This window comes from Serratia montpellierensis (assembly GCF_020858655.1).
Taxonomy (GTDB): domain Bacteria; phylum Pseudomonadota; class Gammaproteobacteria; order Enterobacterales; family Enterobacteriaceae; genus Serratia; species Serratia montpellierensis.
Genome location: NZ_VOSN01000005.1, coordinates 104438 through 130605 on the forward strand (window position 1 = coordinate 104438; position 26168 = coordinate 130605).

A 26168-nucleotide genomic window follows, 5' to 3' on the forward strand; every position below is an offset into this window, starting at 1 on the left:
CTGCCTGCCACTCAATAACAAAAGGGTAATACCATGACAACCCAAGGCAAATTCAAGAAGCAGCTTACGCTCACCGATCTGACGTTCATCGGTCTGGGCGCCATCTTCGGCTCCGGTTGGCTGTTCGCCGCCAGCCATGTCTCCTCCATCGCCGGCCCGGCCGGCATCTATTCCTGGCTGATCGGCGGCCTGGCGGTGCTGCTGCTCGGCATCGTCTACTGCGAGCTGGGCGCCGCCCTGCCGCGCGCCGGGGGCATCATTCGCTATCCGGTGTTCTCGCACGGTGAACTGATGGGTTATCTGCTGGGGTTTATCACGCTGATCGCCTTCTCGAGCCTGATCGCCATCGAGGTCGTCGCCGCCCGGCAATACGCCGCCGCCTGGTTCCCGTTCCTCAGCCAGCCGGGTTCCGGCGACCCTACGTCGATCGGCTGGCTGGTGCAGCTGGCGCTGCTGTGCTTTTTCTTCGCGCTCAACTACTACAGCGTCAAAACCTTCGCCAAATCCAATAACCTGATCAGCGTGCTGAAGTTTCTGGTGCCGCTGCTAGTGATCGTGGTGTTGTTCAGCTTTTTCAAACCGGAAAACCTGCACAGCCAAGGCTTTGCCCCCTTCGGCTCCGCCGGGGTTGAGGCCGCCATTTCCGCCGGCGGCATCATCTTCGCCTACCTCGGCCTGACGCCGATCATTTCGGTCGCCAGTGAGGTGCAAAGGCCGCAGCGCACCATTCCCATCGCGCTGATCCTGTCGGTGGTGCTGTCCACCATCATTTATGTCCTGCTGCAGATAGCGTTTCTCGGCAGCATCCCCAGTGAGATGCTGAGCGGCGGCTGGGCCGGCATCAGCCAACAGTTCTCCCTGCCGTTCCGCGATATCGCCATCACGCTGGGCATGGGATGGCTGGCATTTCTGGTGGTCAGCGACGCGATCGTTTCACCGAGCGGCACCGGCAACATCTATATGAACGCCACGCCTCGCGTGATCTACGGTTGGGCTCGCGCCGGCACCTTCTTCAAACTGTTCACCCGGGTAGATGGCGAGTCCGGCATTCCCCGCCCGGCGCTGTGGCTGACCTTCGCCCTTTCGGTATTCTGGACGCTGCCGTTCCCGTCGTGGGAAAAGCTGATCGGCGTGGTGTCCGCCGCGCTGGTGCTGAGCTACGCCATTGCCCCGGTCACCGCCGCCGGGCTGCGGCGCAATGCGCCCGATATGCCTCGTCCGTTCCGGGTGCGCGCTTTCTGCGTGCTCGGCCCGCTGTCGTTTATCATTTCGGCGCTGATCGTCTTCTGGTCCGGCTGGGATACCGTCTCCTGGCTGCTCGGTTTGCAGATCCTGATGTTCTTCATCTACATCCTGTTCAAAAATCAGGTGCCGACCCACGCCGTTAGCCTCCGGCAACAAATTTGGTCCTCGCTGTGGCTGATCGTCTTCTATGCGCTGGTGATCGCACTCTCCTACCTCAGCAGCTTCGGCGGCATCGGTGCCATTGCCCACCCGTGGGACACCCTTACCATGGCGGTGATTGGGCTGGCGGTTTACTACTGGGGCGCCTATACCTGTTTACCTCAGGCCAATTTTATCGGTGATGAAGAAGAATGAATCCAGGGAGGACATCGAAATGACATCCATACACGTTCTGTCGCTGGAACAGGCTTATCAACTGGCATTGCGCGCATTGCGCAGCAACGGTTTCAATCAGGCGCATGCTGAGGCGGTGGCGCAAAATGTCACCCAGGGCGAACGCGACGGCTGCGCTTCGCACGGGCTGTACCGGTTGTTGGGCTGCGTGCGATCGCTGCGGGCAGGCAAAGTCTCTGCCGATGCAAAGCCCAGGCTGTTCGACCAAGCGCCGGCCATCTTGCGCGCCGATGCCGGCGGTGCGTTTTCCCTGCTGGCCTACCGCACCGCTCTGCCGGCCTTTATCGATAAGGTGCGCGCCAATGGCATCGCCGCGCTGACGATCAACCGCTGCGTGCACTTCTCCGCGCTGTGGGCCGACATCGAACCGCTGACCGAGCAGGGATTGGTGGCCTTAGCCTGCACGCCCAGCCACGCCTGGGTGACGCCGGCCGGCGGTTCGCGACCGCTGTTCGGCACCAACCCCATCGCCTTCGGCTGGCCACGACCCGATCGGCCGCCGTTTTTGTTCGACATGGCCACCAGCGCGGCGGCGCGAGGCGAAATTGAACTGCATCGCCGCGCGGGTACTCCGCTGCCCGAAGGCTGGGGTATTGATAAGGCAGGCAATCCGTCCACCGATGCCGCCAGCGTGTTGGAAGGCGCGATGCTGACCTTCGGCGGCCATAAGGGCTCGGCGCTGGCGGCGATGGTGGAATTATTGGCTGGCCCGCTGATCGGCGATATGACCAGCAAAGAGTCGCTGGCCTATGACGACGGTACCGGTTCGTCGCCCTACGGCGGTGAATTGATCATCGCGTTGGATCCCGAACGTTTTCTCGGTGCAGATAAGGCGAAATATTTCGCCAACGCAGAGGCGATGTTTGCCAGTATGCAGGCGCAAGGCGCACGCATCCCCGGCGAGCGGCGTTATCGGCAGCGGCGCCAGAGCGAACAAGACGGTGTGAAAATCCCCAGGACGTTGTACGACGAAATAGTGGCGCTGTGCGATTAGCGCCGGATTGCCCCCCCGCGCCGGCAACCCGGCGCGGGGGAGTCTTATCTTGCCTGAACCAGGTCGCTGTGCAGGCGCTTGCGCCATACCGGTTTGGTATCCCAGCGGGCAAAGTGTTTCGCCTCTTTACCCGGCTGCACCTGATGCCACATGTCTTCTTGCCACCGGATCGGTTCCTTTCCTCGCAACGTTGGGCGGGTCTGTTTAATCGTCCGTTGCAAGACGCCCGCTTCTTCCGCAGTAATGTGCGGCGCCTGTCTGGCGGCGTCCAGCGCCCGGTTTCCCAACGGCGCCATCACCAGATACAACACATTGACCTGCTGCTGCGTCGCTTGCTGATTGGTACTCATCCCCTTACCCGACCAACCGTCGAAGTTTTCACCGGGATCGTCGCCCTGAGCGCGATACTCATTACCTGGTCCCTCGACGATATTCCATCCTTGCCAGGTCACCAGAGTGTGTAATCCATCGCGATCCTGCAGGTTTTTATTTTTGATCTGTTTGAGCACCTCGGCGCGGTTTGGCACACCGATCAGGTTCTTAAACTCGTCCAGCGCGTTCCAATGCTGCCCCGCTACCAGACCATTCCAGACATTACGCAAACAGTTCCAGGGAATGGTGTGATGCCAGGTCAGCGTGATAAGCGGTTTGGTTGACGCATGTTGCCAACGGCTCGGTTCACTGCCCCGATCGCCTCTGATGATCCCATCGACTTCTAATGGCATAGCTGCCCCTCTTCTGGCTGAGATGATGAATATGCGCAAGGCCGGTGGCCCGATCGGCATAAAAACGTCAGCTAAAATCGTAGCAGCTCAGGCTGAGATGGCAATAAAACGCCAGGCACGCTCTGCAGCCGACCGACAACCGCAGAACGCACCCGAAAACGAGGGTTTAAGACGGATTATCTGACTACCATCACCGAAATATTGGCATGGCGAACGATAGCGGCAGCGTTAGACCCCAGTAGATAGGTCTTCACGCTCGGGCGGCGCGAACCGATAATGATCAGATCGGCGTCGATCTCTTCCGCCAGTTCCAGCACCTGATCGCGTGCAGAACCGAAGCTGACGGTGTAATTGAGGCGATCCAACGGCAGATCGATTTCCGACATGATTTTCTTCAGTTTATCCACCGCCTTCACTTCCGCCTGATTCTCAAATTCCTTGAGACCGAACGAATAGGCAGTAACAAAAGCCGAAGCATCCGGCAGCGCATGGAAGAAATGCACTTTAGCGCCGGACATCTTCGCTAAGTATTCCACATGCTTCAGCGCATGCTCGGTCAACAGATCCTCTTCAATATCGATCGGCACCAAAATAGTCTTGTACATATCACGTCCTTTCTATGTAAACCAGGTGCCCACAGAGTACTGCCGCGCACGGGCGCGGTGAATCGCTTTATCACGCTTTTGTGATCGGGGGTAAATACTGGTAAGGACAATTCTTAATTTAACAAAATATAAACATCGCGCCGCTAACGGATAGGCGATTAATTATTTAATACTCGAGATTAAATCAGCTGCAAATAAACCGCTTTGGCGGTAGCGGCGGTCTTATTAGCGACAGAAAGTTTTTTAATCGAGTTGCCGATATGGAAATTGACCGTGCGCTCGCTCACTCCCATCAACAGCGCGATCTCTTCCGCCGTTTTCCCTTCGCTGCACCAGCGTAAGATGTCTTTTTCGCGCAGCGTCAGCACATCTTTTATCGCGTCGTCATTCACCGATATCAAGGCTTCACGCAGCGTTTTATGGGCGGTTTGCGCCAGCCAAAGGAAAAAGGTTTCATTTGCCGCGCGCGCTTGCAGCGTTTGCTCGGGCAGCGCTTTCCCGGCAAACGTCAGGATCCCGAGGCGGCCATAGCAATCCTTGACCGACTGCGACCAACCGGCGCACAGGCCGAATTGCGCCATACGCCGCCAAAGCGTCGGCCGCTCGTGATAAAAGCTTTCGTCCCACTGAAACTGCAGCGTGGAATGGTGAGCGCGCTCAATAACCGGATCCTGCAAATACACCCGCTGCCGCCGATAATCCTCGAGATAGTTCACGGAACAATTCCCTTCGATCAGCATTTTAGGGCGGCTGGCCGGATAACAGGAAAACACGATGTAGGAGAAATAATCAAACCCCAGCGCCTCAGCGCAGGGCCCCAGCTGCGTCAGAAAGCATTCGCGATCGGCCAGGCTGCCAATCACCTCCGCCATGAGCCGTTGAGTGCGGGTATCCATAACGCAGGTTCTCCAGATAGCGATGCCAATTTATCGATAGGTCAGACTCACTATAGAATATCGTCGCCCGGGGCCAGTAACCGTTTCATATAATAAAAAATACCAACGTTATAACGAAAATAGCTATTCCCCTTAAAATAAGCCTTTTTATTGCGCCGAACAGTAAAACTACGCGAATAGCATAATCTCCTCGGCACGTAAACCTGTCATTTCTACCGTTAGACAGCCAGGACACCGCCAATTACTTTCCTCACAGGCACTCAGTGCCGCCGTAAATCCAAAGAGATAATAAGCATTTGCGAATTTCGCATGGCATACAGTGACGGGGATTTTCTATGGCAGAAAGTAATGCGGCAATTCAGTCGGCTGCGATTATCGGCGCGGGAACGATGGGCAGAGGCATCGCTTATCTTTTCGCGCAAAAAGGCATTCGCACGGTGCTTTATAATCGCAACGGCAATACCCTCAATCAGGCTCGCGACTATATCGCGCAAGACCTGAACAAAAAAGTCGAACAGGGCAAGATCGCGCCGCAGAATAAAGGCGCGGTGCTGGCCAATCTGGCGTTCACCTCGGTGTTTGAGGCCATTGCCGACAGCGAGCTGGTGATAGAAACCATCGCCGAGCAAGAGCAAACCAAACTTGAAGTGCTGGCGGCCATCGCCGCGGTGGTCAAGCCCGACACGTTGATCGCCACCAATACCTCCTCACTGTCGCTTAACAAGCTGGCAACGGCGGTGACGCACAGCGAGCGGTTTATCGGTTTGCACTTTTTCAACCCCGCACCGCTGATGAAACTGATTGAGATCATCCCGGCCTACTTTACCGCACACGCCACCACCGAACGTTGCCGTCAACTGGTGGCCACGTTGGGGAAACGCGATGTCGTCTGCCAGGCCACACCGGGGTTTATCGTCAACCGCATGGCCCGCCCCTATTACCTGGAAGGGTTCCGCCTGTTGGAAGAACACGTGGCGCGCGCGCCGCAAATCGACCGCGCCCTCAAGGCCGGCGGGCACTTTCGCATGGGGCCGCTCGAGCTGACCGATTTTATCGGCCAGGACATCAACTATCAGGTCAGCCGGCAAATCTGGCAGGACATGCAATACGACCCGCGTTATACCCCCGGGCATCTGCAGCGTTCGCTGGTCGATGCCGGTCTGTTGGGGAAAAAGAACGGCCGCTCCTACTTTGCTGCCGAAGAAACCGCCCCGCCGGTGGCGGCTGCCATCGATGCAGACGTCGAGACGCTGCGCGTCTGCGGTGAACACCCTTTTTTTACCCTGTTGCAACAGCGGGCCACGCTTCAGTGGCCACGGCTACGCGTGGAACAACGGCCGGCCTTACCGGGCCTGGGGCCGGCCGTCCAGATCAATGACGCATTCACCGTCAGCATCACCGATGGCCGCACGGCGAGCCAGTTAGCCGAGCAGACGACGGCTGACGCTTTTGTGGTCGATATCGCCCTGAACTACGCCGACACGGCGTATCTGGTGGCGGCGCACAGCCGCCACGCCTCGGCGACCAATAAGGCGCTGTTTTTACGCCTGCTGCACACGGCAATCCCACAGGTTGAATTTATCAAAGACTCCCCGGCGCTGATCGTCGCTCGCGTCCTCAGCAGCCTGATCAACGAGTCGGTGATCATGGTGGAAAGCGGCGTCTGCAGCCGGGAAGACATCGATGTCGCCGCCGTCGCGGGCGTTAACTACGCCGGCGGCATTTTCGACTGGCTCGATAGCCTGGGGGAGAAAAACGTCAGGACGACGCTGAGCAATCTGGCCCAGCTGCTGCACGCGGCGCGCTATGCGCCGCATTATACCCTTCTGCACGCCGCGCAACCGGCGCTGACGAGCACGCCTTAAGGATCCACGATGAACATTAACGATGACGGCGTTTATCTGATCGACGGCACGCGCACGGCGATCGGCGCCTATGGCGGCAGCCTGGCGCATACCCGCCCCGACGACATGGCGGCGACGATCATTCGCAGTCTGCTGCAGCGCCATCCGGCGGCGGAAGCGAATCTGGACGAAGTGGTTTTAGGCTGCGCCAACCAGGCCGGCGAGGACAACCGCAACGTCGCCCGCATGGCAACGCTGCTTTCCGGGTTGGATCCGTCGGTGCCGGCCATCACCCTCAACCGCCTTTGCGCCTCCGGGCTGGATGCGGTGATCTACGCCGCGGCGAAAATCCGCAGCGGCCTCAGCGAACTGATTCTGGCCGGCGGCGTGGAAAGCATGAGCCGCGCGCCCTATGTGCTGAGCAAGAGCGAAACGCCGTTCGACAAAGGCGTGAAGCTGTACGACACCACGCTGGGATGGCGCTTTGTCAACCCGCGGCTGGCGGAGCGCTACGGCAGCGATCCGCTCGGCATCACGGCGGAAAACGTGGCCCAACGGCAACATATCTCACGCGAGGAACAGGATCTGTTCGCGCTGGCCTCGCAGCAAAAGACTCGCCGGGCGATCGACAGCGGCCGGCTGGCGCGGGAAATCACGCCCGTAGACGTGCCGGCGGATCGTAAAACGACCCGCACATTCGCCCAGGACGAGTTTCCCCGGCTCAGCACGCTGCAACAGTTACAGGCGCTGAAACCGGCGTTCTCCGCCGGCGGCTCGGTCACGGCGGGCAACGCTTCCGGCATCAACGACGGCGCCGCCGCGCTGCTATTGGCTTCCGGTCGCTACGTAAAACGCCAGGGGTGGCAACCGCTGGCGGAGATCGGCGACAGCGCGGCCGCCGGGGTTGAACCGGCGCTGATGGGGCTGGGGCCGATCGCCTCCACCGAGCGCCTGTTGCAGCGTGGCGGGTTCACCTTGAACGACTTCGACATCATCGAGATTAACGAAGCGTTCGCCTCACAGGTTCTGGCAGCGCTGAAACACTGGCGCATCGACGCCAACGACGCACGTGTCAACCCGAACGGCGGCGCCATCGCGCTCGGTCATCCATTGGGGATGTCCGGCGCGCGCCTGGTGCTGTCGGCGGCGCTGGAATTACGCGATCGGCAGGCAAGCAACGCATTGGTGACAATGTGCGTCGGCGTCGGTCAGGGCCTGTCATTAAACCTTAAAGCCGTTTAACACAAGGAATATGCGATGAGCGTACTGAACATTCTTGAAGAAAAGCTGGCGGAAACCAAAAAACAGGGACGTTTTCGCGAGTTCCTCAACCTTGAGCGCGGCGTGCAGGACAAACCCTGGGCCACCCACCACGGGCAGCAAGGCGAGCGCCGTCTCAACGTCTGGTGCTCGAATGACTATCTGGCGATGAGCCACCACCCCAAAGTACTGCTGGCCACCACCGACGCGGTTAACCGGGTCGGGCTGGGCACCTGCGGCGCCCGCAGCATTTCCGGCACCTCGGTCTACCACAGCGAGCTGGAAACGCTGCTGGCCAGCGCCTACGGCAAAGAGTCGGCGCTGCTGTTCACCACCGGTTTCGGCGCCAACGACGCCACCTTATCCACCCTGTGCGACGCCATTCCCGATCTGATCGTGTTCTCCGACGAGCTGAATCACGCCTCGATGATTTACGGTATCCGCTACAGCAAGGCGGAGAAAAAGATCTTCCGCCACAACGATGTGGCACACCTCGCCGAGCTGCTGCAGGCCGCCGATCCGGCGCGGCCAAAGCTGATCGCTTTCGAGTCGCTGTATTCCATGGACGGTGACTTCGCTCCGCTGGCGCAGATCGTGGCGCTGGCGGAGCAGTATCAGGCGCTGACCTATCTCGACGAGATCCACTCCGCCGGCGTCTATGGCGAACGGGGGCTGGGCTACGCCGAACAGCTGGGCCTACTGGATAAAATCACCATTATTCAGGGCGGGTTCGGCAAGTCTTACGGTGCGGCGGGCGGCTATATCGCCGCGCCCCGCTCGGTGGTAGAGGCGGTGCGCAGTTGGGCTCCGGCATTCGTCTTCAGCACCTCGTCACCGGCGCCGGTGGTGGCCGCCGCGCTGGCCAGTTTTAAATACAACCTAGAGCATGACACCCAGCGCAAGCATCTGCTGGCGATCGTCGATCACCTGAAAACTGGCCTGCGCGCCGCCGGCATCCCGCTGGTGTCGGCCGACAGCCATATCCTGCCGCTGCGGGTCGGCGATCCCCATCGCAACAAACACATCAGCCAGGTGCTGCTCGATGAGCATGATATCTACGTACAGCCGGTCAATGCACCAACGGTGCCCGCAGGCAGCGAGCGGCTGCGGGTGACACCAACCTCGGCGCATTCTCATGCCGACGTAGAGACGTTCCTGGCGGCGCTGGGACGGGTATGGGCAGCGAACGATCTGCGGAGGGCGGGATGAAGTTAGCGGATTATAACGGCCATCTGGTCACGCTTTGTCTGATGGCGACCGGTACGTTCGCCATCGGCACCGACGCCTTTATCGTCGCCGGCGTGCTCAGCGACATTTCCGACACCTTTGCCGTCAGCCCCGCGCAAGCGGGGCAGTTGATATCGGTATTCGCGCTGGCTTATATGCTGTTCGCCCCCCTCACCGCCTGGCTGCTGGGTAACGTCAACCGCAAGCATATCCTGCAGTTGGCGTTGGTGCTGTTCATCGCCGGCAACCTGGCCTGCGCCTGGGCCACCAGCTACCTGCAGATCTCGTTTGGCAGAGTGCTGGCGGCATTGGGGGCGGCCTGTTACACGCCACAGGCCGCCGCCGCTGCGGTGGGGCTGGTGGCGGAAAAGCGTCGCGGCCTGGCCATTTCCATCGTCTATGGCGGTATGACGTTGGCTATTGCGCTCGGCATTCCGTTTGGTACCTTTCTCGCCAAACTGATCGGCTGGCGTGAAATCTTTCTGTTCATCGCCCTGCTGGGAGCGATTGCGCTGCTGGGCCTTTCGCTGGCGCTGCGCGCCATTGCGCCACCGGGCAAGCATTCGCTGAAAGAGCGGCTCGCTCCGCTGCGGCAAAAGGCGGTGCTGACTACGCTGCTGATCACCTTTTTTGCCGTTTGCTCGGAACACATCGTGTATAGCTACGTCAGCGTATTGCTGAAAAACACCCAGTTCGGCCCGCAGGCGATCCTGCCCCTCGCGCTGCTGGTGTTCGGCATTGGCGCGGTGATCGGCAATTTTGCCTCCGGCGCGCTAACCGATGCCTTCGGCAGCAAGTTCGTGCTGCTGTTTTCCGTGGCGATCCAGACGCTGTCCCTGTTCCTGCTGGCCTTTTACGTCACCTCACCCTGGTGGGTGCTGGCCATCTTTCTGGTCTGGGGCATCACCGGTTGGATGTACCTGGTGCCGATCCAACATCACTTGTTGTCGCTGTCGAAACGCTTTGGCGCGCTGACAGTGTCGCTCAACAGCTCGGTGCTGTACGCCGGCATCGCGGCCGGCGGCATGCTGGGCGGCCTGTCGCTCTATGCGTTGCCGGCCCATTACCTGCCGCTGTTTTCGCTGCCGCTCGGCGCCATCGCCCTGCTGCTGACGCTGCTGTTTTTCCGGGGAGAGGCCAACAATGAGTGACGCCCTCCCGGTGCTTTATGAGCGCCACGGCGAGCAGGTTGCGGTCATCACCCTCAATCGGCCGGAAAAAAAGAACGCCGTCAATCTGCAGATGGCCGAGCTGATCCGCACCTACCTGCGACAGGCGGATAACGATGACTCGGTGCGCGCGATCGTCCTGGCGGGCCAACCGGCGGTATTTTCCGCCGGTATGGATATCAACGCCTTTCGTCAGGGCGAACTGCCGATCGTCACGCCGGAGGGGTTTGGCGGGCTGATCCATGCACAGATCGCCAAGGTGATCATCGCCGCCGTTGATGGCATCGCGTACGGGGGCGGATTTGAGCTGGCGCTGGCGTGCGATCTGATCGTCGCCGGCCAGGGCGCACGCTTCAGCTTCCCCGAAACCGGGCTTGGGTTAGTCGCCGCGCAAGGCGGATGCGCGCGCTTGCCGGCGCGGATTTCTCCCTATGTCGCGCTCGACTGGCTGCTGACCGGCAGAACCGTGGATGCGCAGGAGGCACTGTCACACGGCGCCATTTCCCGCATCAGCGCGGGATCGGCCCGGGAAGAAGCACTGCGCATCGCCGAACAGATCGCCGGAAAAGACCTTGCTGCCAGCCAAGCGGTTAAGGCCATCGTGCGCCAGGGGCTGGCACGGCAAGAAGCCCCCTCATTCGATTTTCAACAAGGCCCGGTCGAGCGCCTTCGTCAGGCTGCCGCCCGCCGATAATCCCCCTGCCGGTTCGCCTGAACCGGCATTTCCGCTTTTCCGCCACAGCTCATTTTACGCAGCCCGCCTCTCGGCGCTGGGCTACACTGCCGGTAGCCCTAATGCGCTGATAAGGAAAAACAATGCGCCCTTTGCCTCTGCAGACCCCCAGACTGATCCTGCGCCCATTCACGGCCAGCGATCTGTCCCACTTTACCGCCTACCGAAACCACCCAGACGTGGCGCGCTATCAAAGCTGGAGCGACTACAGCGCCGCCGATGCGCAGGCCTTTTTCGAACAGCAACGGCAGCTCGCGTTCAACCGTGATGACAGCTGGTTTCAACTGGCGGTCGAGCGCCGTGAGGACGGTGCGTTGCTGGGCGATGTCGCGGTGCATTTCTTCGATGAGGGGCGTCAGGCTGAACTGGGCGTGACTTTCGATCCCGCTCATCAGCGACAGGGACAGGCACGCGAGGCGCTGATCGCCGTCATCGCCTTGCTGTTCGGGCCGCTGGCGAAACACCGCATTACCGCGGTGGTGGACGCGCGTAATCTTCGCGCCGCCGCGCTGTTTGGCAAGCTGGGCTTTCGTCGTGAGGCCTGCTGGCGGCAAAACGTGTTTTTCAAAGGCGCATGGGGCGACGAATTCGGTTTCGCCTTGCTGCAAAGCGAATGGCGGGAGAATGAAAAACATGGCGCTGTTGAATAAATACCTTGGGCAATACCAGTTCTCGGAACGGCATGCGATCGCCATCGCCGCACCGCAGGCTCGGATCCTGGCGGCCGTGGCCGCTTACGATCCCAAACACGATCGCTTCTTCCGCAGCATGATAGCGCTGCGCGAATTGCCCGCGCGACTGATGCCACGCGATAAGCCCGGCCAGCCGCCGTTTGGCCTGCATAACTTTTGCCTGCTTGAGCAAGATGACAACGCGTTAGTCTATGGCCTGATCGGCCGATTTTGGCAGGCTGAATACGGTCTGGAGCAGGTCGCTGACGGGGCGGGCTTTCTGGCCTTCGCTCAGCCCGGCGTCGCCAAACTCGCGCTGGGCTATGTTGTGAGTCCTCTCGAGGGCGGGCGCTGTCGTCTGGTGACGGAAACGCGCATCTTTTGCCCCGACGATGCCAGCCGGCGGCGGTTTATTCCCTATTGGTATACTATTCGCCTGGTGAGCGGGTTGATACGGCGCCGTATGTTGCACGCCATCAAAACCGCCAGCGAAGCCCCCACCTAATACATTCATTTAGTGAATGCGTTTAGGAGCATTCTCAGAGCATGCCTCAAGCAATAAGGTTATTTATTAACCATTACAAGATGCATTGAGAAGCCATTAGCCCCGCCCCCCTGCGGGGCTTTTTTCATCTAGTCAGCGTTCAAACCGGGAAATACCTGCATAAACAGGAAGGTACAAGGCTTGCGCTGATAGTGGTTGATCTGCGGCACCAGCCGGGTGAAATGCTCGGTCTGACAATGCACATCCAGGGCGGCGCGATCCGGCCAGCTTTCGATAAAAATAAAATGCCCGGGGTCCTGCTGGTCGATGCACAGTTCATAACTGATGCACAGCGGCTCTTGACGGGTTTTCTCCACCAGCTCGCGATACCATGGCATAACGGTTTCAATGTGTTCCGGGTGAATAAAATCTTCAGCGATGACCTTCAGCATGTTGCGCTCCTGCATTCTGTTTTGCCGTGCCTCACCTTATCGTCCTCCCTCCCGAGATGAAAGCGTCACTCTCGCGGTCTATCACCGGACTCTCAATTCGGTGATAGCGCACACAGATCTCGATCAAAGCGCTTGAACGCGCCATAGCCCTGTGTGAACTTTCGATTAACAAAAAAGCAACACGCCATTCACCATGGTGATATCTGCACTCACCTGCCGACCCGATAGGCGGCGTTTTTTTTCACCTTTAAAGGCCTGACCATTAGTCCTTTAGACCTTTAAAGGTCGCGAAGAAAAACCGTGGTTACCGTCGTGTTGAGGACAACGGCATCAGGACGGTCCTGTGACCGACGCTTGTCATTCTCAGAAGAGAGGTTAACGCCAGTGAATCACTCCACCTATGCCGCTCCTGCACTCAACGCCGCCATTCGCAAAACCTGGCGCAGACTGGTGCCATTGATGTTCGCTATGTACTTTGTCGCGTTTATCGACAGGGTTAACGTCGGCTTTGCCAAGGACGCGATGGCCATCGATATCGCGCTGTCCCAATCCGCTTTTGCGCTCGGCGCCGGGATATTTTTTGCCGCCTATGCACTGTTCGGCATCCCGGCCAACCTGCTGATGAACCGCTGGGGTGCCAAACGCTGGCTCAGCGCCACCACCGCACTGTGGGGGATGCTGTCGGCCTGCACCGGGCTGGTGACCAACGAACAGCAGTTTATCGCCCTGCGGTTTCTGCTGGGGATCGCCGAAGCCGGGTTTTACCCCGGCATCCTGCTGCTGGCGTCGATCTATTTTCCCAATAAGGTGCGCGCCTCGGTCATTGGCATTTTCGTGCTCGGCGTGCCGGCGGCCCTGACGCTCGGCTCCCCGCTGTCGGGGGCATTGCTGGAGATGCACGGCGTGCTGGGTAAACCCGGTTGGTTCTGGATGTTCGTGCTGGAAGGGTTGCCGGCCGTCGCCCTCGGCGTCTTCGCCTTTTTCTATCTCGACGATAGCCCGCAGCATGCCCGCTTTCTGACTGAGGACGAACGCACGGCGCTGGTCGCACAGTTGGCCACCGAACAGCAGCAGACCGAAACCAGCAGCGTCAAAGCGGCGATGAAAAGCGGCAAAGTTTGGCATCTGGCGTTGATCTACGGCACTCTGCAGATCGGCGTGTACGGCCTGATGTTTTTCCTGCCGTCGCAGGTCGCCTCGTTGATGGGCACCCATCTTGGCTTCAAAGCCTCGCTGGTGGCCGCCATTCCCTGGGCATTCTCCGCGCTGGGCGTCTATTTCCTGCCGCGCTATGCCGACAAAAAAACCGCCAGAAGATTACCGATCGCCATCGGCTGCATGATCGCGGCAGCGCTGGGGTTGGTGGTTTCTTCCTATGCCGGCCCTTTGCTCGCTATCGCCGCACTGAGCTGTTGCGCAGTCAGTTTCCTGGCGGTACAGCCATTTTCTGGACGTTTCCCGCGCAGCTGCTTACCGGCCCGGCGCTGGCGGCCGGCATCGGCTTTTGCACCACGCTCGGCGCCGCATTCAGCTTTTTAGCTCCGCTTATCCGCACCGAGGCGGAACAGCGTTTTCACAGCCCGCATGCCGGGCCGCTGGTACTGGCCGCCTTTTCGCTGCTGTGCGCGGCGCTGTTGTGGGCGCTCAGAAACCGGCGCACCGACGTGAGCAAGCAAGACGCAAAGATTACCGGATAGCGGCGCATTATTTAGTCATTATTGAACCTGCGGGTGGGACACTGGCATTCAGCCCCCTCACCCACAGGTGCTAAATGGATGAATTGACGCACATTATCGCTAAATACAGCCCGGAACCGGAGATGTTGCTGCTGCTGATTTTCCTGTTCGCGCTGGGAAAATCCGTGATCGTGGTGTCTTCCGTCCTACCGCCCGCCTCGGTGACGCTGCTGATGGGCATTCTTGCGGGCAAACATGCGCTGCCCCTCGGCGCGATTTGGGCGGCCATCGCCTTCGGCGCCGCGTTGGGATCAATCTTGTCGTTCCACTGTGGCGCACTGCTATGCCGCCGCGATCTGGGCCGCCGGCTGCCGGCACGCTTTCACGCCCCGCTGCGCAACGCGCAACGTTCCTTGCAAAAGCGCGGGCTGCCGCTGCTGTTCGCCTCGCGTTTCCTGGCAGTGATGCGTTACACCGTGCCGCTGATGGCCGGCATGCTGCAACTGCCGACGCGACACGTTTATGCCACCGCCGCGCTTTCAGCCGCCGTTTGGGCACTGCTCTTGATGTCGGCCGCGCATTTATTCCCCGTATCTTGACCTGAAAGATTCTTGGGCAAATGACCTGCCCCTACGCCGACGTTGCGCCAGCGCACAGCCTCCCTTGCCGTATAAACTCCGGTGCAACATCGCAGTTTGCGCCAGATCACCTTTCTGAACATCAGTCGAAAAATGCGAATTTTTTTGCAGAATGCGCGCTTAAAACGGCGCCATGAGGGAACAAGCAGAGAAAAGTCTGTGCGTAACACGCTGATTTGGTTGGTGGGTCGTACAGGGTTCGAACCTGTGACCAATTGATTAAGAGTCAACTGCTCTACCGACTGAGCTAACGACCCAACGCGATAAATTGTCCTCCTCGCCAGTGCCGCTGTCAAACGCTTCCACTCATTACTTTTTCTCATGCGATTTTTACAACCCTTTGTTTAATCAACGAGATAAGCCGCATAAGGTCTGTTAATCCCTCCCTTTGAAGAGTAATCTTCCGCTCCCTGAACGTCCGATTTGCCTCCTCCGTGTAAAGATTGATCGACTTTTATCCCACGTATAAATGTTGTAAACATGTTGCACAAAGGTGGCGTTATTGCACTACCTTACTAAAGCCGGACCAACCGGATAAATGTATAAAAAAGAGCCACTTCAGAGCTCACGACTTCACTAATGACAGGTAAAACAGGACATCATCAGATGGTAGATCACTCTAAAATAGCGACTGACGCGACGCCCGCCTCAGAAGATCATCTACGGCGAAACCTCACTAACCGACATATTCAACTGATCGCCATCGGTGGCGCCATCGGCACCGGTCTGTTTATGGGCTCCGGTAAAACCATCAGCCTGGCCGGCCCGTCGATCATCTTCGTGTACATGATCATCGGCTTTATGCTGTTCTTCGTGATGCGCGCCATGGGCGAGCTGCTGCTGTCCAACCTGGAATACAAATCGTTCAGCGATTTCGCCGCGGATCTGCTCGGCCCGTGGGCCGGTTTCTTCACCGGTTGGACCTACTGGTTCTGCTGGGTGGTCACCGGCATCGCCGACGTCGTGGCGATCACCGCCTATGCCCAGTTCTGGTTCCCCGGGCTGTCGCAATGGATCGCTTCACTGCTGTGCGTGCTGTTGCTGCTCGGCCTTAACCTGGCGACGGTGAAGATGTTCGGCGAAATGGAGTTTTGGTTTGCGATGATCAAAATCGTCGCCATCGTCGGGCTGATCGTCGCCGGGCTGGTGATGATCGCCATGCAGTTCCAGTCGCCGACCGGCACCGTGGCCTCATTCACCCATCTGTGGAATGACGGCGGCATGTTCCCGAAAGGCATCAGCGGCTTCTTCGCCGGCTTCCAGATCGCGGTATTCGCCTTCGTCGGCATTGAGCTGGTGGGCACCACCGCGGCGGAAACCAAGGATCCGGAGAAGTCGCTGCCGCGCGCCATCAACTCGATTCCGATCCGCATCATCATGTTCTACGTGTTCGCCCTGATCGTCATTATGTCGGTGACGCCGTGGAACTCCGTGGTGGCGGACAAGAGCCCGTTCGTGGAACTGTTCGTGCTGATCGGCCTGCCGGCCGCGGCCAGCGTGATCAACTTCGTGGTGCTGACCTCCGCCGCCTCTTCCGCCAACAGCGGCGTGTTCTCCACCAGCCGTATGCTGTTCGGGCTGGCGCAGGAAGGCGACGCGCCAAAATCGTTCGCCAATCTGTCCAAGCGCGCGGTGCCGGCCAACGGCCTCACCTTCTCCTGCATCTGCCTGCTGGGCGGTGTGGTGCTGATTTACCTGATCCCGAATGTGATGACCGTCTTCACCCTGGTGACCACCGTGTCGGCGATTCTGTTCATGTTCGTCTGGACCATCATCCTGTGCTCGTACCTGGTCTACCGTAAACAGCGTCCGGCGCTGCACCAGAAATCAATCTACAAGATGCCGGCCGGCAAACTGATGTGCTGGGTGTGCATGGCGTTCTTCGTGTTCGTGCTGGTGCTGCTGTCGCTGCGCGAAGATACCCGCCAGGCGCTGATCGTCACCCCGCTGTGGTTCATCGTGCTCGGCCTGTCTTACGTGTTCCTGCGCAAGAAGAAAACAGCATGATGCAAAAAGGGGCGGATATCTCCGCCCCTTTCTTCTTTCTAAGCCCCTGCGCTAATCCGCTTCCGTCGCCACCGCCGCTTTATCCTTGCGCCGCACGCGCAGCTCGCTGACCACCACCCCAATCACGATCAACGCGCCCCCCAATAACGCCACGCCCGGTAAACGCTCGCCGGCCAACCGCCCGACGATGCCCGCCCAGACCGGTTCGCCGGCGTAAATCACCGTGGCCCGCGTCGGCGAAACGCTGCGCTGCGCCCAGTTCATGGTCAGCTGAATCAAAGCGCTGGCCAGCCCCAGCCCAATGGCGCTGTACAGCAGGTAATCCGAGTACGGCGGCGGCGACTCGCCGGTCGGCGCCATCATCAAAAACGAAGCCAGCGAGGCGGTCGCCAGTTGCACGATGGTCACCCGGCGGATATTCACCTTACCGGCGAAAGCGCCGATCAGAATGATCTCTGCCGCCATCCCCAGGGTACCGGCCAGCGTCAGAATTTCGCCGAGGCTCAGCGTCATGTCGGTGCTGCTCGGCGCCGCCAGCAGCATCAGGCCGGTAAAGGCCAACAGAATGCCGATCCACGACATGATGCCGGGGAACCGCCCCAGCACCAGCCACTGCAACAGTGGCACGATCGGCACGTACATGGCGGTGATAAACGCCGATTGGCTGCTGGTAATCGTCTGCAGACCGACGGTTTGCATGCTGTAACCGAACATAATCGCCAACCCGATCAGCACGCCCGCCTTCAGTTCATACAGGGTCAAGCCGCGCAGGACGCGCAGCGAAAACAGGGTCAGCGCCAGCGTGGCGGTGGCGAAACGCAGGCCGACGAAAAAGAACGGCCCGCTGACCTGCATCGCGTGATGCACCGCCAAAAAGGTGCCGCCCCAGATCATGGTGATGAAAATCAACACCGCTTCCGGCAGCCTGATTTGCGGAACCACGGCGGAAATAAAGGATTTTTTTGCTGCTGACACCGGCTTGCCCTTCCTGCTGAGTGCAATATAATGCACAGATCCTGCCAGTATGAGATAAAGTCCGGCGATGAGCAATACGGCGCATAACGCAAAAACCGATCCCCCCAAGGTGCTGCAGTACCTGAGCAGCAATCTGCGCGGCTACCGCCAACAGGCGGGCCTGAGCCAGATGGCGCTGGCCGAGCTTTCCGGCGTCAGCCGCCGCATGCTGGCGGGCATCGAGGCCGGCGATCGCAACGTCAGCCTGGCGGTGCTCGACAAGATCGCCGCCGCCCTGGCGATTTCCTTCACCGATCTGATCCAGGCGCCGGAGGCGCGCGGCAGCCATATGGTCGGGGAATTGGCCTGGCAAGGCGCGCAGCCGGGCAGCCAGGCGCTGTTCGCCGCCAGCGTGCCGGCGCGGCAGCGGGCTGAGCTGTGGGAATGGACGCTGATGCCGGGCGAGCGCTATGACTCTGCGCCGGACGCCGAAGGCTGGAGCGAAATGATCTACGTGATTGCCGGTACCCTGACGCTGGAGCTGGAACAAGATACGCTGACGCTCAGCGCCGGCGCCGCGCAAACCTTCAACAGCGATCAACGCTACGCTTACGCCAACCACGGCGACCTGCCCCTGCGTTTTATCCGCAACGTCGCCTTCTGACCGCCCGCCGACCCGCACCGGCGGCGGATGTCGTGTCGCTGTCGTGCCGCTGTCGTGGCGCCGCCATCCCGCTCGCCCTACACTGAATGACAGTGACAGCGAACTCAGGAGTGCACCATGCAAAAGTACCGCATCAGGCCATTACGTCTGGAAAAAGGCTGGTCGCAGGAGCAGCTGGCGACGATCGCCGGCCTCAGCACCCGCACCGTCCAGCGGATTGAAAACGGTGAACAGGCCAGCCTGGAAACCTTGACCGCGATCGCTGCCGCGCTGGGCGTGCAGGTCAGCGATCTCAATGCGCAGCCGCAACAGGCAATGGAGGAAGAGACGCCTGACGAACAGCGCCTTCGTCGCCAGGTCGCGGCAGAAGGCAAACTGCTGAGCATGGCGCTGCGTTTCGCCGTGATTGGCGTGATGTTGTTCGTCATCAACTGGTTTACCCACCCGCAATATCTCTGGTCGCTGTGGGCGATCGGCGGCATGAGTCTCGCGCTGGTCATGCGGGCGGTGCGTACCCTGCTGCTGCGCAATGTCTTCAGCCGCTGGCAGGAACAGCGGCTGGCGCAAAAACTCAGGCGTCTGCCGTGAGCCTCAACCACTCGGCCAGCCGGGCCAGCGCGCTGCCCGGCACGATCGCCTGCGGCGACAGCAGGTAATAACCGCTGCCGTCAGGCGTAAAGCCAAAGGGTGCGCTCAACAAGCCGGCGGCCAGATCGTCTCGCACTTGCAGCCACGGGGCCATCGCGATGCCAAGACCGGCGACCGCCGCCTGCAGGCTGAAATAGAAATGATCAAAGCGCTGCTCTGGATGCCCCACCAAGGCCATCCCCTGTTGCTGCGCCCAATGCCACCAGGCATCCGGCCGGGTGGCGGCATGCAGCAGCTTCGCGCCGGGCCGCAAACTCCGCAGGCTGCCCTCAGCGATCGTCATCCTTGCCAATGCCGCAGGTTGGCACACCGGCCCAACCTTTTCACTGAACAGCGCCAGGCTATGCACCTGCTTTCCCCAATCGAAGTCATTGCGCCTGATCGCCGCCGTTATGCCGTCATGGAACGAAAACGGCCCGCCGCCGGCCACCAGCTGTAAGTTGATATCCGGGTGCGCCTGTTGAAAAGCCGGCAGGCGCGGGATCAGCCAACGCATCAATAAGGTCGGTTCACAAGACAAGACCAGCGGCGCGTCGAGCGCCTGCTGACGCAGTTCCAGCACGGTATGATCCAAAATGCCGAAGGCCTGCTGCGTCGCCTGAAACAGCTTGCGCCCCGCCGCCGTGAGCAGAACTCGCCGATGACGGCGCTCAAACAACGCCACGCCCAGTTCCTCCTCCAACGCCCGCACCGCCCGGCTGACGGCGCCATGCGTCAAATTCAGCCCCTGTGCCGCCTGCGTAAAACTTTCCAGCCGCGCAGCGGCCTCGAAGCAGCGCAGCCCGCCCAGTGGCAACGGCCTGCCGGTTTTGCGTGAGTTTTTCTCACCGATATTGTCACTATTCATCGTTTGTCACCGATAAAAATTACTCTTATAAATCAGTCACTCTATTGATAAACATCGCAAGGATTACTATGACTGAACTCATCGCTGTCGTCACCATTACTTTACTCGCCGTGATAAGCCCGGGGCCAGACTTCGCCATGGTCTCGCGCAATAGCCTGCTGCTCTCACGCCGCGCCGGCATCTTGACCGCCTGCGGCATCGGCGCCGGCGTACTGGTCCATGTCAGCTATACGCTGATTGGCGTCGGCGTGTTGATCCAACAGTCGCCCTGGTTGTTTAACCTGCTCAAAGGCATCGGCGCCGCTTATCTGATCTATCTCGGCTTTACGCTGCTGCGCAACGCGGTGCACCAGGACGCCGCGCCCAGCACCGCGCCGGCCGCCATCAGCGATTTCGGCGCACTGAAAACCGGCTTTTTCACCAACGCGTTAAACCCGAAAACCACCATTTTCATCGTCAGCCTATTCATGCAGGTCGTCTCTCCACACACCCCGCTCGGTGTACAAATCGGCTATGGCCTCTTTATTGCCGCCGTCCATGTGTTCTGGTTCGCTGCCGTTGCGCTGCTGTTTTCCGCGCCTGGCGTCAATGCGCGCTTTTTGCGCTTGCGCCGCGGCATCGACCGCACCTTTGGCGGGTTGCTGATCGCCTTTGGCGCCTTGCTGGCGATCGCCGGCATCAAGTAACGCCGCGACGCCAAGTTCGTCATTCGCTTCTATGCTTATCAAGGGTTTTTGTGAATCATCTGAGCGGGAGTACGGAACATGACGAAAGTGTTGGTGCTTTATTACTCAATGTACGGCCATATCGAACACCTGGCGCAGGCGGTGGCCGAAGGCGCAAATCGGGTTAACGGCGTGGACGTGACGATTAAACGCGTGCCGGAAACCATGACGCCGGAGGCCTTTGCCAAAGCCGGAGGCAAACAACATCAGCAGGCGCCGGTCGCCAGCCCGCAGGAACTGGCGGACTATGACGGCATTATCTTCGGCACACCGACCCGCTTCGGCAATATGGCCGGGCAGATGCGCACCTTCCTCGATCAGACCGGCGGCCTGTGGGCTTCCGGCGCGTTGTACGGCAAGGTTGGCAGCGTCTTCTCCTCCACCGGCACCGGCGGCGGACAGGAACATACCATCAGCTCGACCTGGACTACGCTGGCGCACCACGGTTTCATTATCGTGCCGATCGGCTATGCCACGCAGGAACTGTTTGACGTTTCGCAGGTGCGCGGCGGCACCCCGTATGGCGCCACCACCATCGCCGGCGCCGACGGCTCGCGGCAGCCGAGTAACGAAGAGCTGACCATTGCCCGCTACCAGGGCGAACACGTGGCAAAAATCACCGCCAAGCTGAAAAGTTAAGCACCCTCCTGCACCTGTGATTCAAAGGGCCGCGCATTCGCACGGCCCCATCTTGTTGCCAACCCGCCGCAAGGTTAGAATGCCCCTCCCCCGGCCATTCAGCGTCTGAAGGCCAGGCCCGAATTCGTTCTGCCCGTCGCTCATCCGCTTTCAGCCCGAGGACGGGCGTTCTGTTTTTTGCGCACAGCGAAGGGAATAAGTCAGTGTCTAAAGATTTTGATGAACTAATAAGAGACATGGATCTTATTATTGAAAATGTAGACAGCTTCAAGGCTCTGGCTCCGCGCGCGCCCGAGCCGGCTCCGGCCCCGCCGCCGCCGGTTCATCACTACGACTCGTTCTGCGAGAACATCGCGCTGAAAGTGGTATTGAAGGTGCTGCTGTCTTCGGTGGACAAGATAGTCAAAGTGCAGATCGCCAACAAGGTCGAGCAAGAGATCGCCCAGATCGAACAACAGGTGGTGCGCGCCGGCGGCGGCCCGGTGTCGCCGGACGATCTGGCGCAAATGACGCACTATGTGCGCCGCACGGTCAACGACCTGCTGGAATAACCCCCTTTGAAACGGCGTCTGTTGGACGCCGTTTTCATTTCTGCCGTATTTCACGTACGGCTTGGCTGTACCATGACTGACACATTCACAACATGAATATGTTGCATTGTTGTATTCGTTTCACTGCGATAAGTTTAATTCACTGTAAATATATACAGTATTTTTTAACTTATTGAGGATATGAATATGCGCTTTAACAACAAGATGTTGGCCCTGGCCGCCCTGCTGTTCGCCGCTCAGGCGTCGGCCGACACGCTCGAATCCATCGACAACTGCGCGGTCGGCTGCCCGACCGGCGGCAGCAGCAACGTGTCTATCGTGCGTCATGCTTATACGTTGAACAACAACAGCACCACCAAGTTCGCCAACTGGGTGGCCTATCACATCACCAAAGACACGCCGGCCAGCGGCAAGACGCGCAACTGGAAAACCGATCCGGCGCTCAACCCGGCGGACACGTTAGCGCCCGCCGATTACACCGGCGCCAATGCGGCGCTGAAGGTCGATCGCGGTCATCAGGCGCCGCTGGCTTCGCTGGCGGGCGTTTCCGACTGGGAATCGCTGAACTACCTGTCCAACATCACGCCGCAAAAGTCCGATCTTAACCAGGGCGCCTGGGCGCGGCTGGAAGATCAGGAACGCAAGCTGATCGATCGCGCCGATATCTCCTCGGTCTATACCGTGACCGGGCCACTGTATGAACGCGATATGGGCAAACTGCCGGGCACCCAGAAAGCGCACACCATCCCCAGCGCCTACTGGAAGGTGATTTTCATCAACAACAGCCCGGCGGTGAACCACTATGCCGCCTTCCTGTTCGATCAGAACACGCCGAAGGGCGCCGATTTCTGCCAGTTCCGCGTGACGGTGGACGAGATCGAGAAGCGTACCGGCCTGATCATCTGGGCCGGTCTGCCGGACGACGTGCAGGCTTCGCTGAAGAGCAAGCCCGGCGTCCTGCCGGAGTTGATGGGCTGCAAAAACTGACGAAAAAACCCGCCGAGGCGGGTTTATTTTTCATACGGGCGCCGGCGGTTTATTCCGTCAGCGCCTTTTGCGCGGCGGCCAACTCACGCTGCCGGGGCGACGCCACCGCATGATCGCGCGCCAACAGCGTGTACACCGTCGGCAGCACGAACAGGGTAAACAGCGTGCCCACCAACATGCCGGACACGATCACCAGCCCCAGCCCGAAGCGGCTGGCGGCACCGGCGCCGCTGGCGAACAGCAGCGGGATCAAGCCGAACACCATCGCCCCGGTGGTCATCAGCACCGGCCGCAGACGAATTTGCGCCGCCTGCAAAATCGCGGCGCGCCGCGTCAGCCCCTGATGCATCTGCAGTTCGTTGGCGAACTCCACCATCAAAATACCGTGCTTGCTAATCAGCCCGATCAGGGTCACCAGCCCAACCTGGGTATAGATATTCATCGTGGCGTAACCCAGCGCCAGCGGCAATAAGGCGCCGCAGATCGACAGCGGCACGGTGATGAGGATGATCAGCGGATCCTTCAGGCTCTCATACTGCGCCGCCAGAACCAGGTAGATGATCACCAACGCCGCCAGGAACGCGAATGCCAGCGCGCTGCCTTCCTGGGTATATTGGCGCGAATCCCCCTGCCAGTCGTGGCTAAAGTCGGCCGGCAGCGCATTGGCCTGCCGTTCGAGGAAGGCTACCGCTTCGCCCATCGAAACGCCGGGGGCGGGAATGGCCTGCAGGGTGGCGGCGTTCTGCTGGTTAAACTGGGTCAGCTTGTTCGGCTCGACCTTAACGGCCACCGATACCACGGTGGAGAGCGGCACCAGCGTATTGTCCTGCGTGCGGACGTACTGCCGCGCCAGCGTCTGCGGCGTCAGCCGCTGTTCGCGCAGGCTCTGTGGGATCACGTCATAGGCGCGCCCGTCCATGCCGAAGCGATTGAGGTAGTTCTCCCCCACCAGCACCGCCAGCGATTCGCCGATGTCGCTCATGCGGATCCCCAGACTGTTGGCCTTGGCGCGATCGATATGCACCTCCGCCAGCGGGTTGTTGTAGTCCAGATCGCTGTCCACCACCATAAACAGGCCGCTGTTTCTGGCGTTCTGCTTCACCTCTTCTAGGGTGCGGTAGAGCTGCGGGTAGTCCTGCGGCGTACGCAGCACCATCTGCACCGGCAGCCCTCCGGTGGAGCCTGGCAACGCGGGCAGTTGGAAGGCGAAAATGCTGGTGCCTTCGACGTCGTTCACCGCCCGCTGCAGATCGGCCTGCACCGCCGACGCCGAGCGCTGGCGCGCCTGCCACAGCGTCAGGTTGATGCCGCCAATGCCGGACGCCGTGCCGTCGCTGCCGTTGATGATCCAGCGGCTTTCGGTTTCCGGCATGCGGTTGTAGACCTCATCCAGCTTGTAGGCGAAGCGTTCGACATAGTTCAGGTTGGCGTGCTGCGGCGCCTTGATGGCGGTCAGTACGATGGCCTGATCCTCGGTCGGCGCCAGCTCGCGCTGCGGCATCAGGTACAACAGCGGCAGGCTGATCATCACCAGCAGCGCCAGCGTCCCAGTCAACCAACGGTGGTGCAGCGAGAAATCCAGCGCGCGAGCATAGCGCCGCGTCAGGCCGCCGAAGAACCACTCGGCGGCGTGCGCCACGCGCCCTTCGCTCTGTTTGGCCGGCAGCAGGAGCGAGCTCATCACCGGCGACAACGTCAGCGCCACCACGCCGGACACCACCACCGCCCCGGCCAGCGTCAGCGCAAACTCGCGAAACAGCGCGCCGGTCAGCCCGCCCATCAGGCCGATCGGCGCGTAAACCGCCGCCAGCGTCAGGGTCATGGCGATCACCGGCCCCGCCACCTCGCGGGCGCCGATCATCGCCGCCGCCAACGGCGTTTTCCCCTCTTCGATATGGCGATGCACGTTCTCCACTACCACAATGGCGTCGTCTACCACCAAACCGATCGCCAAAACCATCGCCAGCAGCGTCAGCAAATTGACGCTGAAGCCGAAAGCCAGCATCAGCCCTGCAGCGCCAAGGATCGACAGAGGAATGGTCACCACCGGGATCAACACGGTGCGCAGCGACCCCAGACACAGGTAGATCACCGCCACCACGATCGCCAGCGCTTCGAGCAGGGTATGCACCACTTCATCGATCGAGGCCTGAATAAAGCGCGCGGTCTCGAACGCCAGTGCCATCTTCACGCCCGGCGGCTGCATCTTGTCGATCGCCGGCATCAGGTGACGAATGCCGTCGACGATCACCAGCGGGTTGCCGGTCGGCGTAGGGAAGACGCCAAGGAACACCGCCGGTTCGCCATCCATCAGCGCACTGGTTTCGGTGGCCGCGGCGCCCAGCTCCACGGTGCCGACATCTTTCAGGCGCACCAGCCCGTTGCCATCGTTGCGCACCACCAGATTGCGAAACTCCTCCACGCTGGTGAGATCGGTATTCACCCGCACGTTGGCAACCACATACTGCCCTTTCACCTTGCCCGGCGCCGCCTGGTAGTTGTTGCGCCGCACCGCGTCGGCCACGTCGGCGGCGGTCAGGCCGCGGCCAGCCAGCCGATCGCTGTCCAGCCACAGGCGCATCGCCATTTTTTGCCCGCCAAACACTTCCACCTTGGCGACGCCGTCGATGGTGGTGAACATCGGCTCCACCACCCGCGTCAGGTATTCGCTCAGCGCCGGCGTGGACAGCGTTTTGCTGGAAAAACCGACATAGGCCACGGCAGTAGCTTCACCGGCGGAGCGCTCAATCACCGGATCGTAAGCCTGCTCCGGCAGCTTGTAGCGCACCTGGTTGACCTTGGCCATCACTTCGGTCAGCGCCTGGGTGGAATCGCGGTTCAGCGCCATGCGCACCGTCACCACGCTGCGCCCCTGCACCGACGAGGAAGAAAGGTAGTCAACGCCCTCGACGGACGACACCGCCTGGGCGATCGGCTGCGTGACAAAGCCCTGCATCAGCTCGGACGACGCGCCGGGATAGTCGGTGCTGATGGTAATGGTGGAGTTTTCCAGCAACGGGTATTGGCGGATCGGCAGTTTGCTGAGCGCCAGCGCGCCGAACAGCAGGATCAGGGTGCTGACCACCAACGCCAGCACCGGCCGGCGCACGAACAGATCGGTAAATGTCATCGGT

24 protein-coding genes, 1 tRNA gene and 1 pseudogene are annotated in these 26168 nt (G+C 60.2%); 18 read left to right on the forward strand and 8 right to left on the reverse strand.

Features of this window, described 5'->3' with window-relative positions:
* Positions 1 to 33: 33 nt before the first annotated feature.
* Positions 34 to 1599: an APC family permease gene (locus FUU19_RS05910; protein WP_230490314.1), complete on the forward strand. Its 1566-nt coding sequence runs from the start codon at positions 34 to 36 to the stop codon at positions 1597 to 1599.
* 19 nt (positions 1600 to 1618) lie between these two features.
* On the forward strand, positions 1619 to 2632 hold the full coding sequence (locus FUU19_RS05915; protein ID WP_197832764.1) for an Ldh family oxidoreductase: 1014 nt from the start codon (positions 1619 to 1621) through the stop codon (positions 2630 to 2632).
* 44 nt (positions 2633 to 2676) lie between these two features.
* Here the strand turns inward: FUU19_RS05915 and FUU19_RS05920 are convergent, their stop codons facing one another.
* The 3 genes from FUU19_RS05920 to FUU19_RS05930 all read right to left on the reverse strand — a co-directional run bounded on the left by FUU19_RS05920 (position 2677) and on the right by FUU19_RS05930 (position 4858).
* The gene (locus FUU19_RS05920; RefSeq protein ID WP_230490313.1) at positions 2677 to 3357 is read right to left on the reverse strand and encodes a hypothetical protein; all 681 of its coding nucleotides are present in this window, start codon (positions 3355 to 3357) and stop codon (positions 2677 to 2679) included.
* 176 nt (positions 3358 to 3533) lie between these two features.
* Positions 3534 to 3962 (reverse strand): universal stress protein, encoded by a 429-nt coding sequence (locus tag FUU19_RS05925; RefSeq protein WP_025302347.1) that lies wholly within the window; start codon positions 3960 to 3962, stop codon positions 3534 to 3536.
* Positions 3963 to 4141: 179 nt separating this feature from the next.
* Entirely contained in the window at positions 4142 to 4858 is a 717-nt protein-coding gene (locus FUU19_RS05930) for a LuxR family transcriptional regulator (RefSeq protein WP_141969642.1), read from the reverse strand.
* 335 nt (positions 4859 to 5193) lie between these two features.
* Between FUU19_RS05930 and FUU19_RS05935 the strand changes: the two genes are divergently transcribed.
* From FUU19_RS05935 to FUU19_RS05965, 7 genes are all read left to right on the forward strand, one after another.
* Positions 5194 to 6723: a 3-hydroxyacyl-CoA dehydrogenase NAD-binding domain-containing protein gene (locus FUU19_RS05935; protein ID WP_230490312.1), complete on the forward strand. Its 1530-nt coding sequence runs from the start codon at positions 5194 to 5196 to the stop codon at positions 6721 to 6723.
* A gap of 9 nt (positions 6724 to 6732) precedes the next feature.
* The gene (locus tag FUU19_RS05940; protein ID WP_202669290.1) at positions 6733 to 7944 is read left to right on the forward strand and encodes an acetyl-CoA C-acyltransferase; all 1212 of its coding nucleotides are present in this window, start codon (positions 6733 to 6735) and stop codon (positions 7942 to 7944) included.
* A 15-nt stretch (positions 7945 to 7959) separates the two neighbouring features.
* Positions 7960 to 9171: a 5-aminolevulinate synthase gene (gene hemA, locus FUU19_RS05945; RefSeq protein WP_230490311.1), complete on the forward strand. Its 1212-nt coding sequence runs from the start codon at positions 7960 to 7962 to the stop codon at positions 9169 to 9171.
* The gene (locus tag FUU19_RS05950; RefSeq protein ID WP_141969650.1) at positions 9168 to 10340 is read left to right on the forward strand and encodes an MFS transporter; all 1173 of its coding nucleotides are present in this window, start codon (positions 9168 to 9170) and stop codon (positions 10338 to 10340) included. The genes hemA and FUU19_RS05950 overlap by 4 nt, the downstream gene beginning before the upstream one ends.
* Positions 10333 to 11052, forward strand: coding sequence for an enoyl-CoA hydratase-related protein (locus FUU19_RS05955; RefSeq protein ID WP_230490310.1), 720 nt, complete (start codon positions 10333 to 10335; stop codon positions 11050 to 11052). The genes FUU19_RS05950 and FUU19_RS05955 overlap by 8 nt, the downstream gene beginning before the upstream one ends.
* Positions 11053 to 11174: 122 nt before the next feature.
* A complete protein-coding gene (locus tag FUU19_RS05960; protein ID WP_141969653.1) occupies positions 11175 to 11741 on the forward strand; it encodes a GNAT family N-acetyltransferase in 567 nt (188 codons plus the stop codon).
* Positions 11725 to 12267, forward strand: a complete 543-nt coding sequence (locus FUU19_RS05965; RefSeq protein WP_141969655.1) for a hypothetical protein — start codon at positions 11725 to 11727, stop codon at positions 12265 to 12267. The genes FUU19_RS05960 and FUU19_RS05965 overlap by 17 nt, the downstream gene beginning before the upstream one ends.
* A gap of 128 nt (positions 12268 to 12395) precedes the next feature.
* On the opposite strand, the gene FUU19_RS05970 is transcribed toward FUU19_RS05965, so the two are convergent.
* Positions 12396 to 12698: a putative quinol monooxygenase gene (locus tag FUU19_RS05970; protein WP_141969657.1), complete on the reverse strand. Its 303-nt coding sequence runs from the start codon at positions 12696 to 12698 to the stop codon at positions 12396 to 12398.
* A 459-nt stretch (positions 12699 to 13157) separates the two neighbouring features.
* On the opposite strand from FUU19_RS05970, the pseudogene FUU19_RS05975 reads away from it, so the two are divergent.
* A pseudogene (locus FUU19_RS05975) lies at positions 13158 to 14395 on the forward strand (MFS transporter).
* 74 nt (positions 14396 to 14469) lie between these two features.
* Complete coding sequence (locus tag FUU19_RS05980) at positions 14470 to 14973, forward strand: DedA family protein (protein ID WP_197832772.1); 504 nt, start codon at positions 14470 to 14472, stop codon at positions 14971 to 14973.
* Between the two features lie 220 nt (positions 14974 to 15193).
* Here the strand turns inward: FUU19_RS05980 and FUU19_RS05985 are convergent.
* Positions 15194 to 15269, reverse strand: a tRNA-Lys gene (locus FUU19_RS05985).
* 349 nt (positions 15270 to 15618) lie between these two features.
* Between FUU19_RS05985 and cycA the strand changes: the two genes are divergently transcribed.
* Positions 15619 to 17019, forward strand: a complete 1401-nt coding sequence (cycA, locus tag FUU19_RS05990; protein ID WP_107227744.1) for a D-serine/D-alanine/glycine transporter — start codon at positions 15619 to 15621, stop codon at positions 17017 to 17019.
* A 51-nt stretch (positions 17020 to 17070) separates the two neighbouring features.
* On the opposite strand, the gene FUU19_RS05995 is transcribed toward cycA, so the two are convergent.
* Positions 17071 to 17994, reverse strand: coding sequence for a DMT family transporter (locus FUU19_RS05995; protein WP_015377382.1), 924 nt, complete (start codon positions 17992 to 17994; stop codon positions 17071 to 17073).
* A 67-nt stretch (positions 17995 to 18061) separates the two neighbouring features.
* On the opposite strand from FUU19_RS05995, the gene FUU19_RS06000 reads away from it, so the two are divergent.
* Positions 18062 to 18637, forward strand: a complete 576-nt coding sequence (locus FUU19_RS06000) for a helix-turn-helix domain-containing protein (RefSeq protein WP_141969664.1) — start codon at positions 18062 to 18064, stop codon at positions 18635 to 18637.
* A gap of 117 nt (positions 18638 to 18754) precedes the next feature.
* On the forward strand, positions 18755 to 19225 hold the full coding sequence (locus tag FUU19_RS06005; RefSeq protein WP_147823343.1) for a helix-turn-helix domain-containing protein: 471 nt from the start codon (positions 18755 to 18757) through the stop codon (positions 19223 to 19225).
* Here FUU19_RS06005 and FUU19_RS06010 read toward each other — a convergent pair.
* Positions 19209 to 20132, reverse strand: a complete 924-nt coding sequence (locus FUU19_RS06010) for a LysR family transcriptional regulator (RefSeq protein WP_230490309.1) — start codon at positions 20130 to 20132, stop codon at positions 19209 to 19211. The two genes, FUU19_RS06005 and FUU19_RS06010, sit on opposite strands and share 17 nt — an antisense overlap.
* A 68-nt stretch (positions 20133 to 20200) precedes the next feature.
* Between FUU19_RS06010 and FUU19_RS06015 the strand changes: the two genes are divergently transcribed.
* From FUU19_RS06015 to FUU19_RS06030, 4 genes are all read left to right on the forward strand, one after another.
* Positions 20201 to 20818, forward strand: coding sequence for a LysE family translocator (locus FUU19_RS06015; protein WP_141969670.1), 618 nt, complete (start codon positions 20201 to 20203; stop codon positions 20816 to 20818).
* Positions 20819 to 20896: 78 nt separating this feature from the next.
* Positions 20897 to 21496 (forward strand): NAD(P)H:quinone oxidoreductase, encoded by a 600-nt coding sequence (gene wrbA / locus FUU19_RS06020; RefSeq protein WP_141969672.1) that lies wholly within the window; start codon positions 20897 to 20899, stop codon positions 21494 to 21496.
* Between the two features lie 236 nt (positions 21497 to 21732).
* Entirely contained in the window at positions 21733 to 22047 is a 315-nt protein-coding gene (locus FUU19_RS06025) for a hypothetical protein (RefSeq protein WP_016928271.1), read from the forward strand.
* Between the two features lie 186 nt (positions 22048 to 22233).
* Entirely contained in the window at positions 22234 to 23034 is an 801-nt protein-coding gene (locus FUU19_RS06030) for a DNA/RNA non-specific endonuclease (RefSeq protein ID WP_015377376.1), read from the forward strand.
* Between the two features lie 49 nt (positions 23035 to 23083).
* On the opposite strand, the gene FUU19_RS06035 is transcribed toward FUU19_RS06030, so the two are convergent.
* Positions 23084 to 26164: a MexW/MexI family multidrug efflux RND transporter permease subunit gene (locus FUU19_RS06035; RefSeq protein ID WP_197764768.1), complete on the reverse strand. Its 3081-nt coding sequence runs from the start codon at positions 26162 to 26164 to the stop codon at positions 23084 to 23086.
* Positions 26165 to 26168 lie beyond the last annotated feature (4 nt).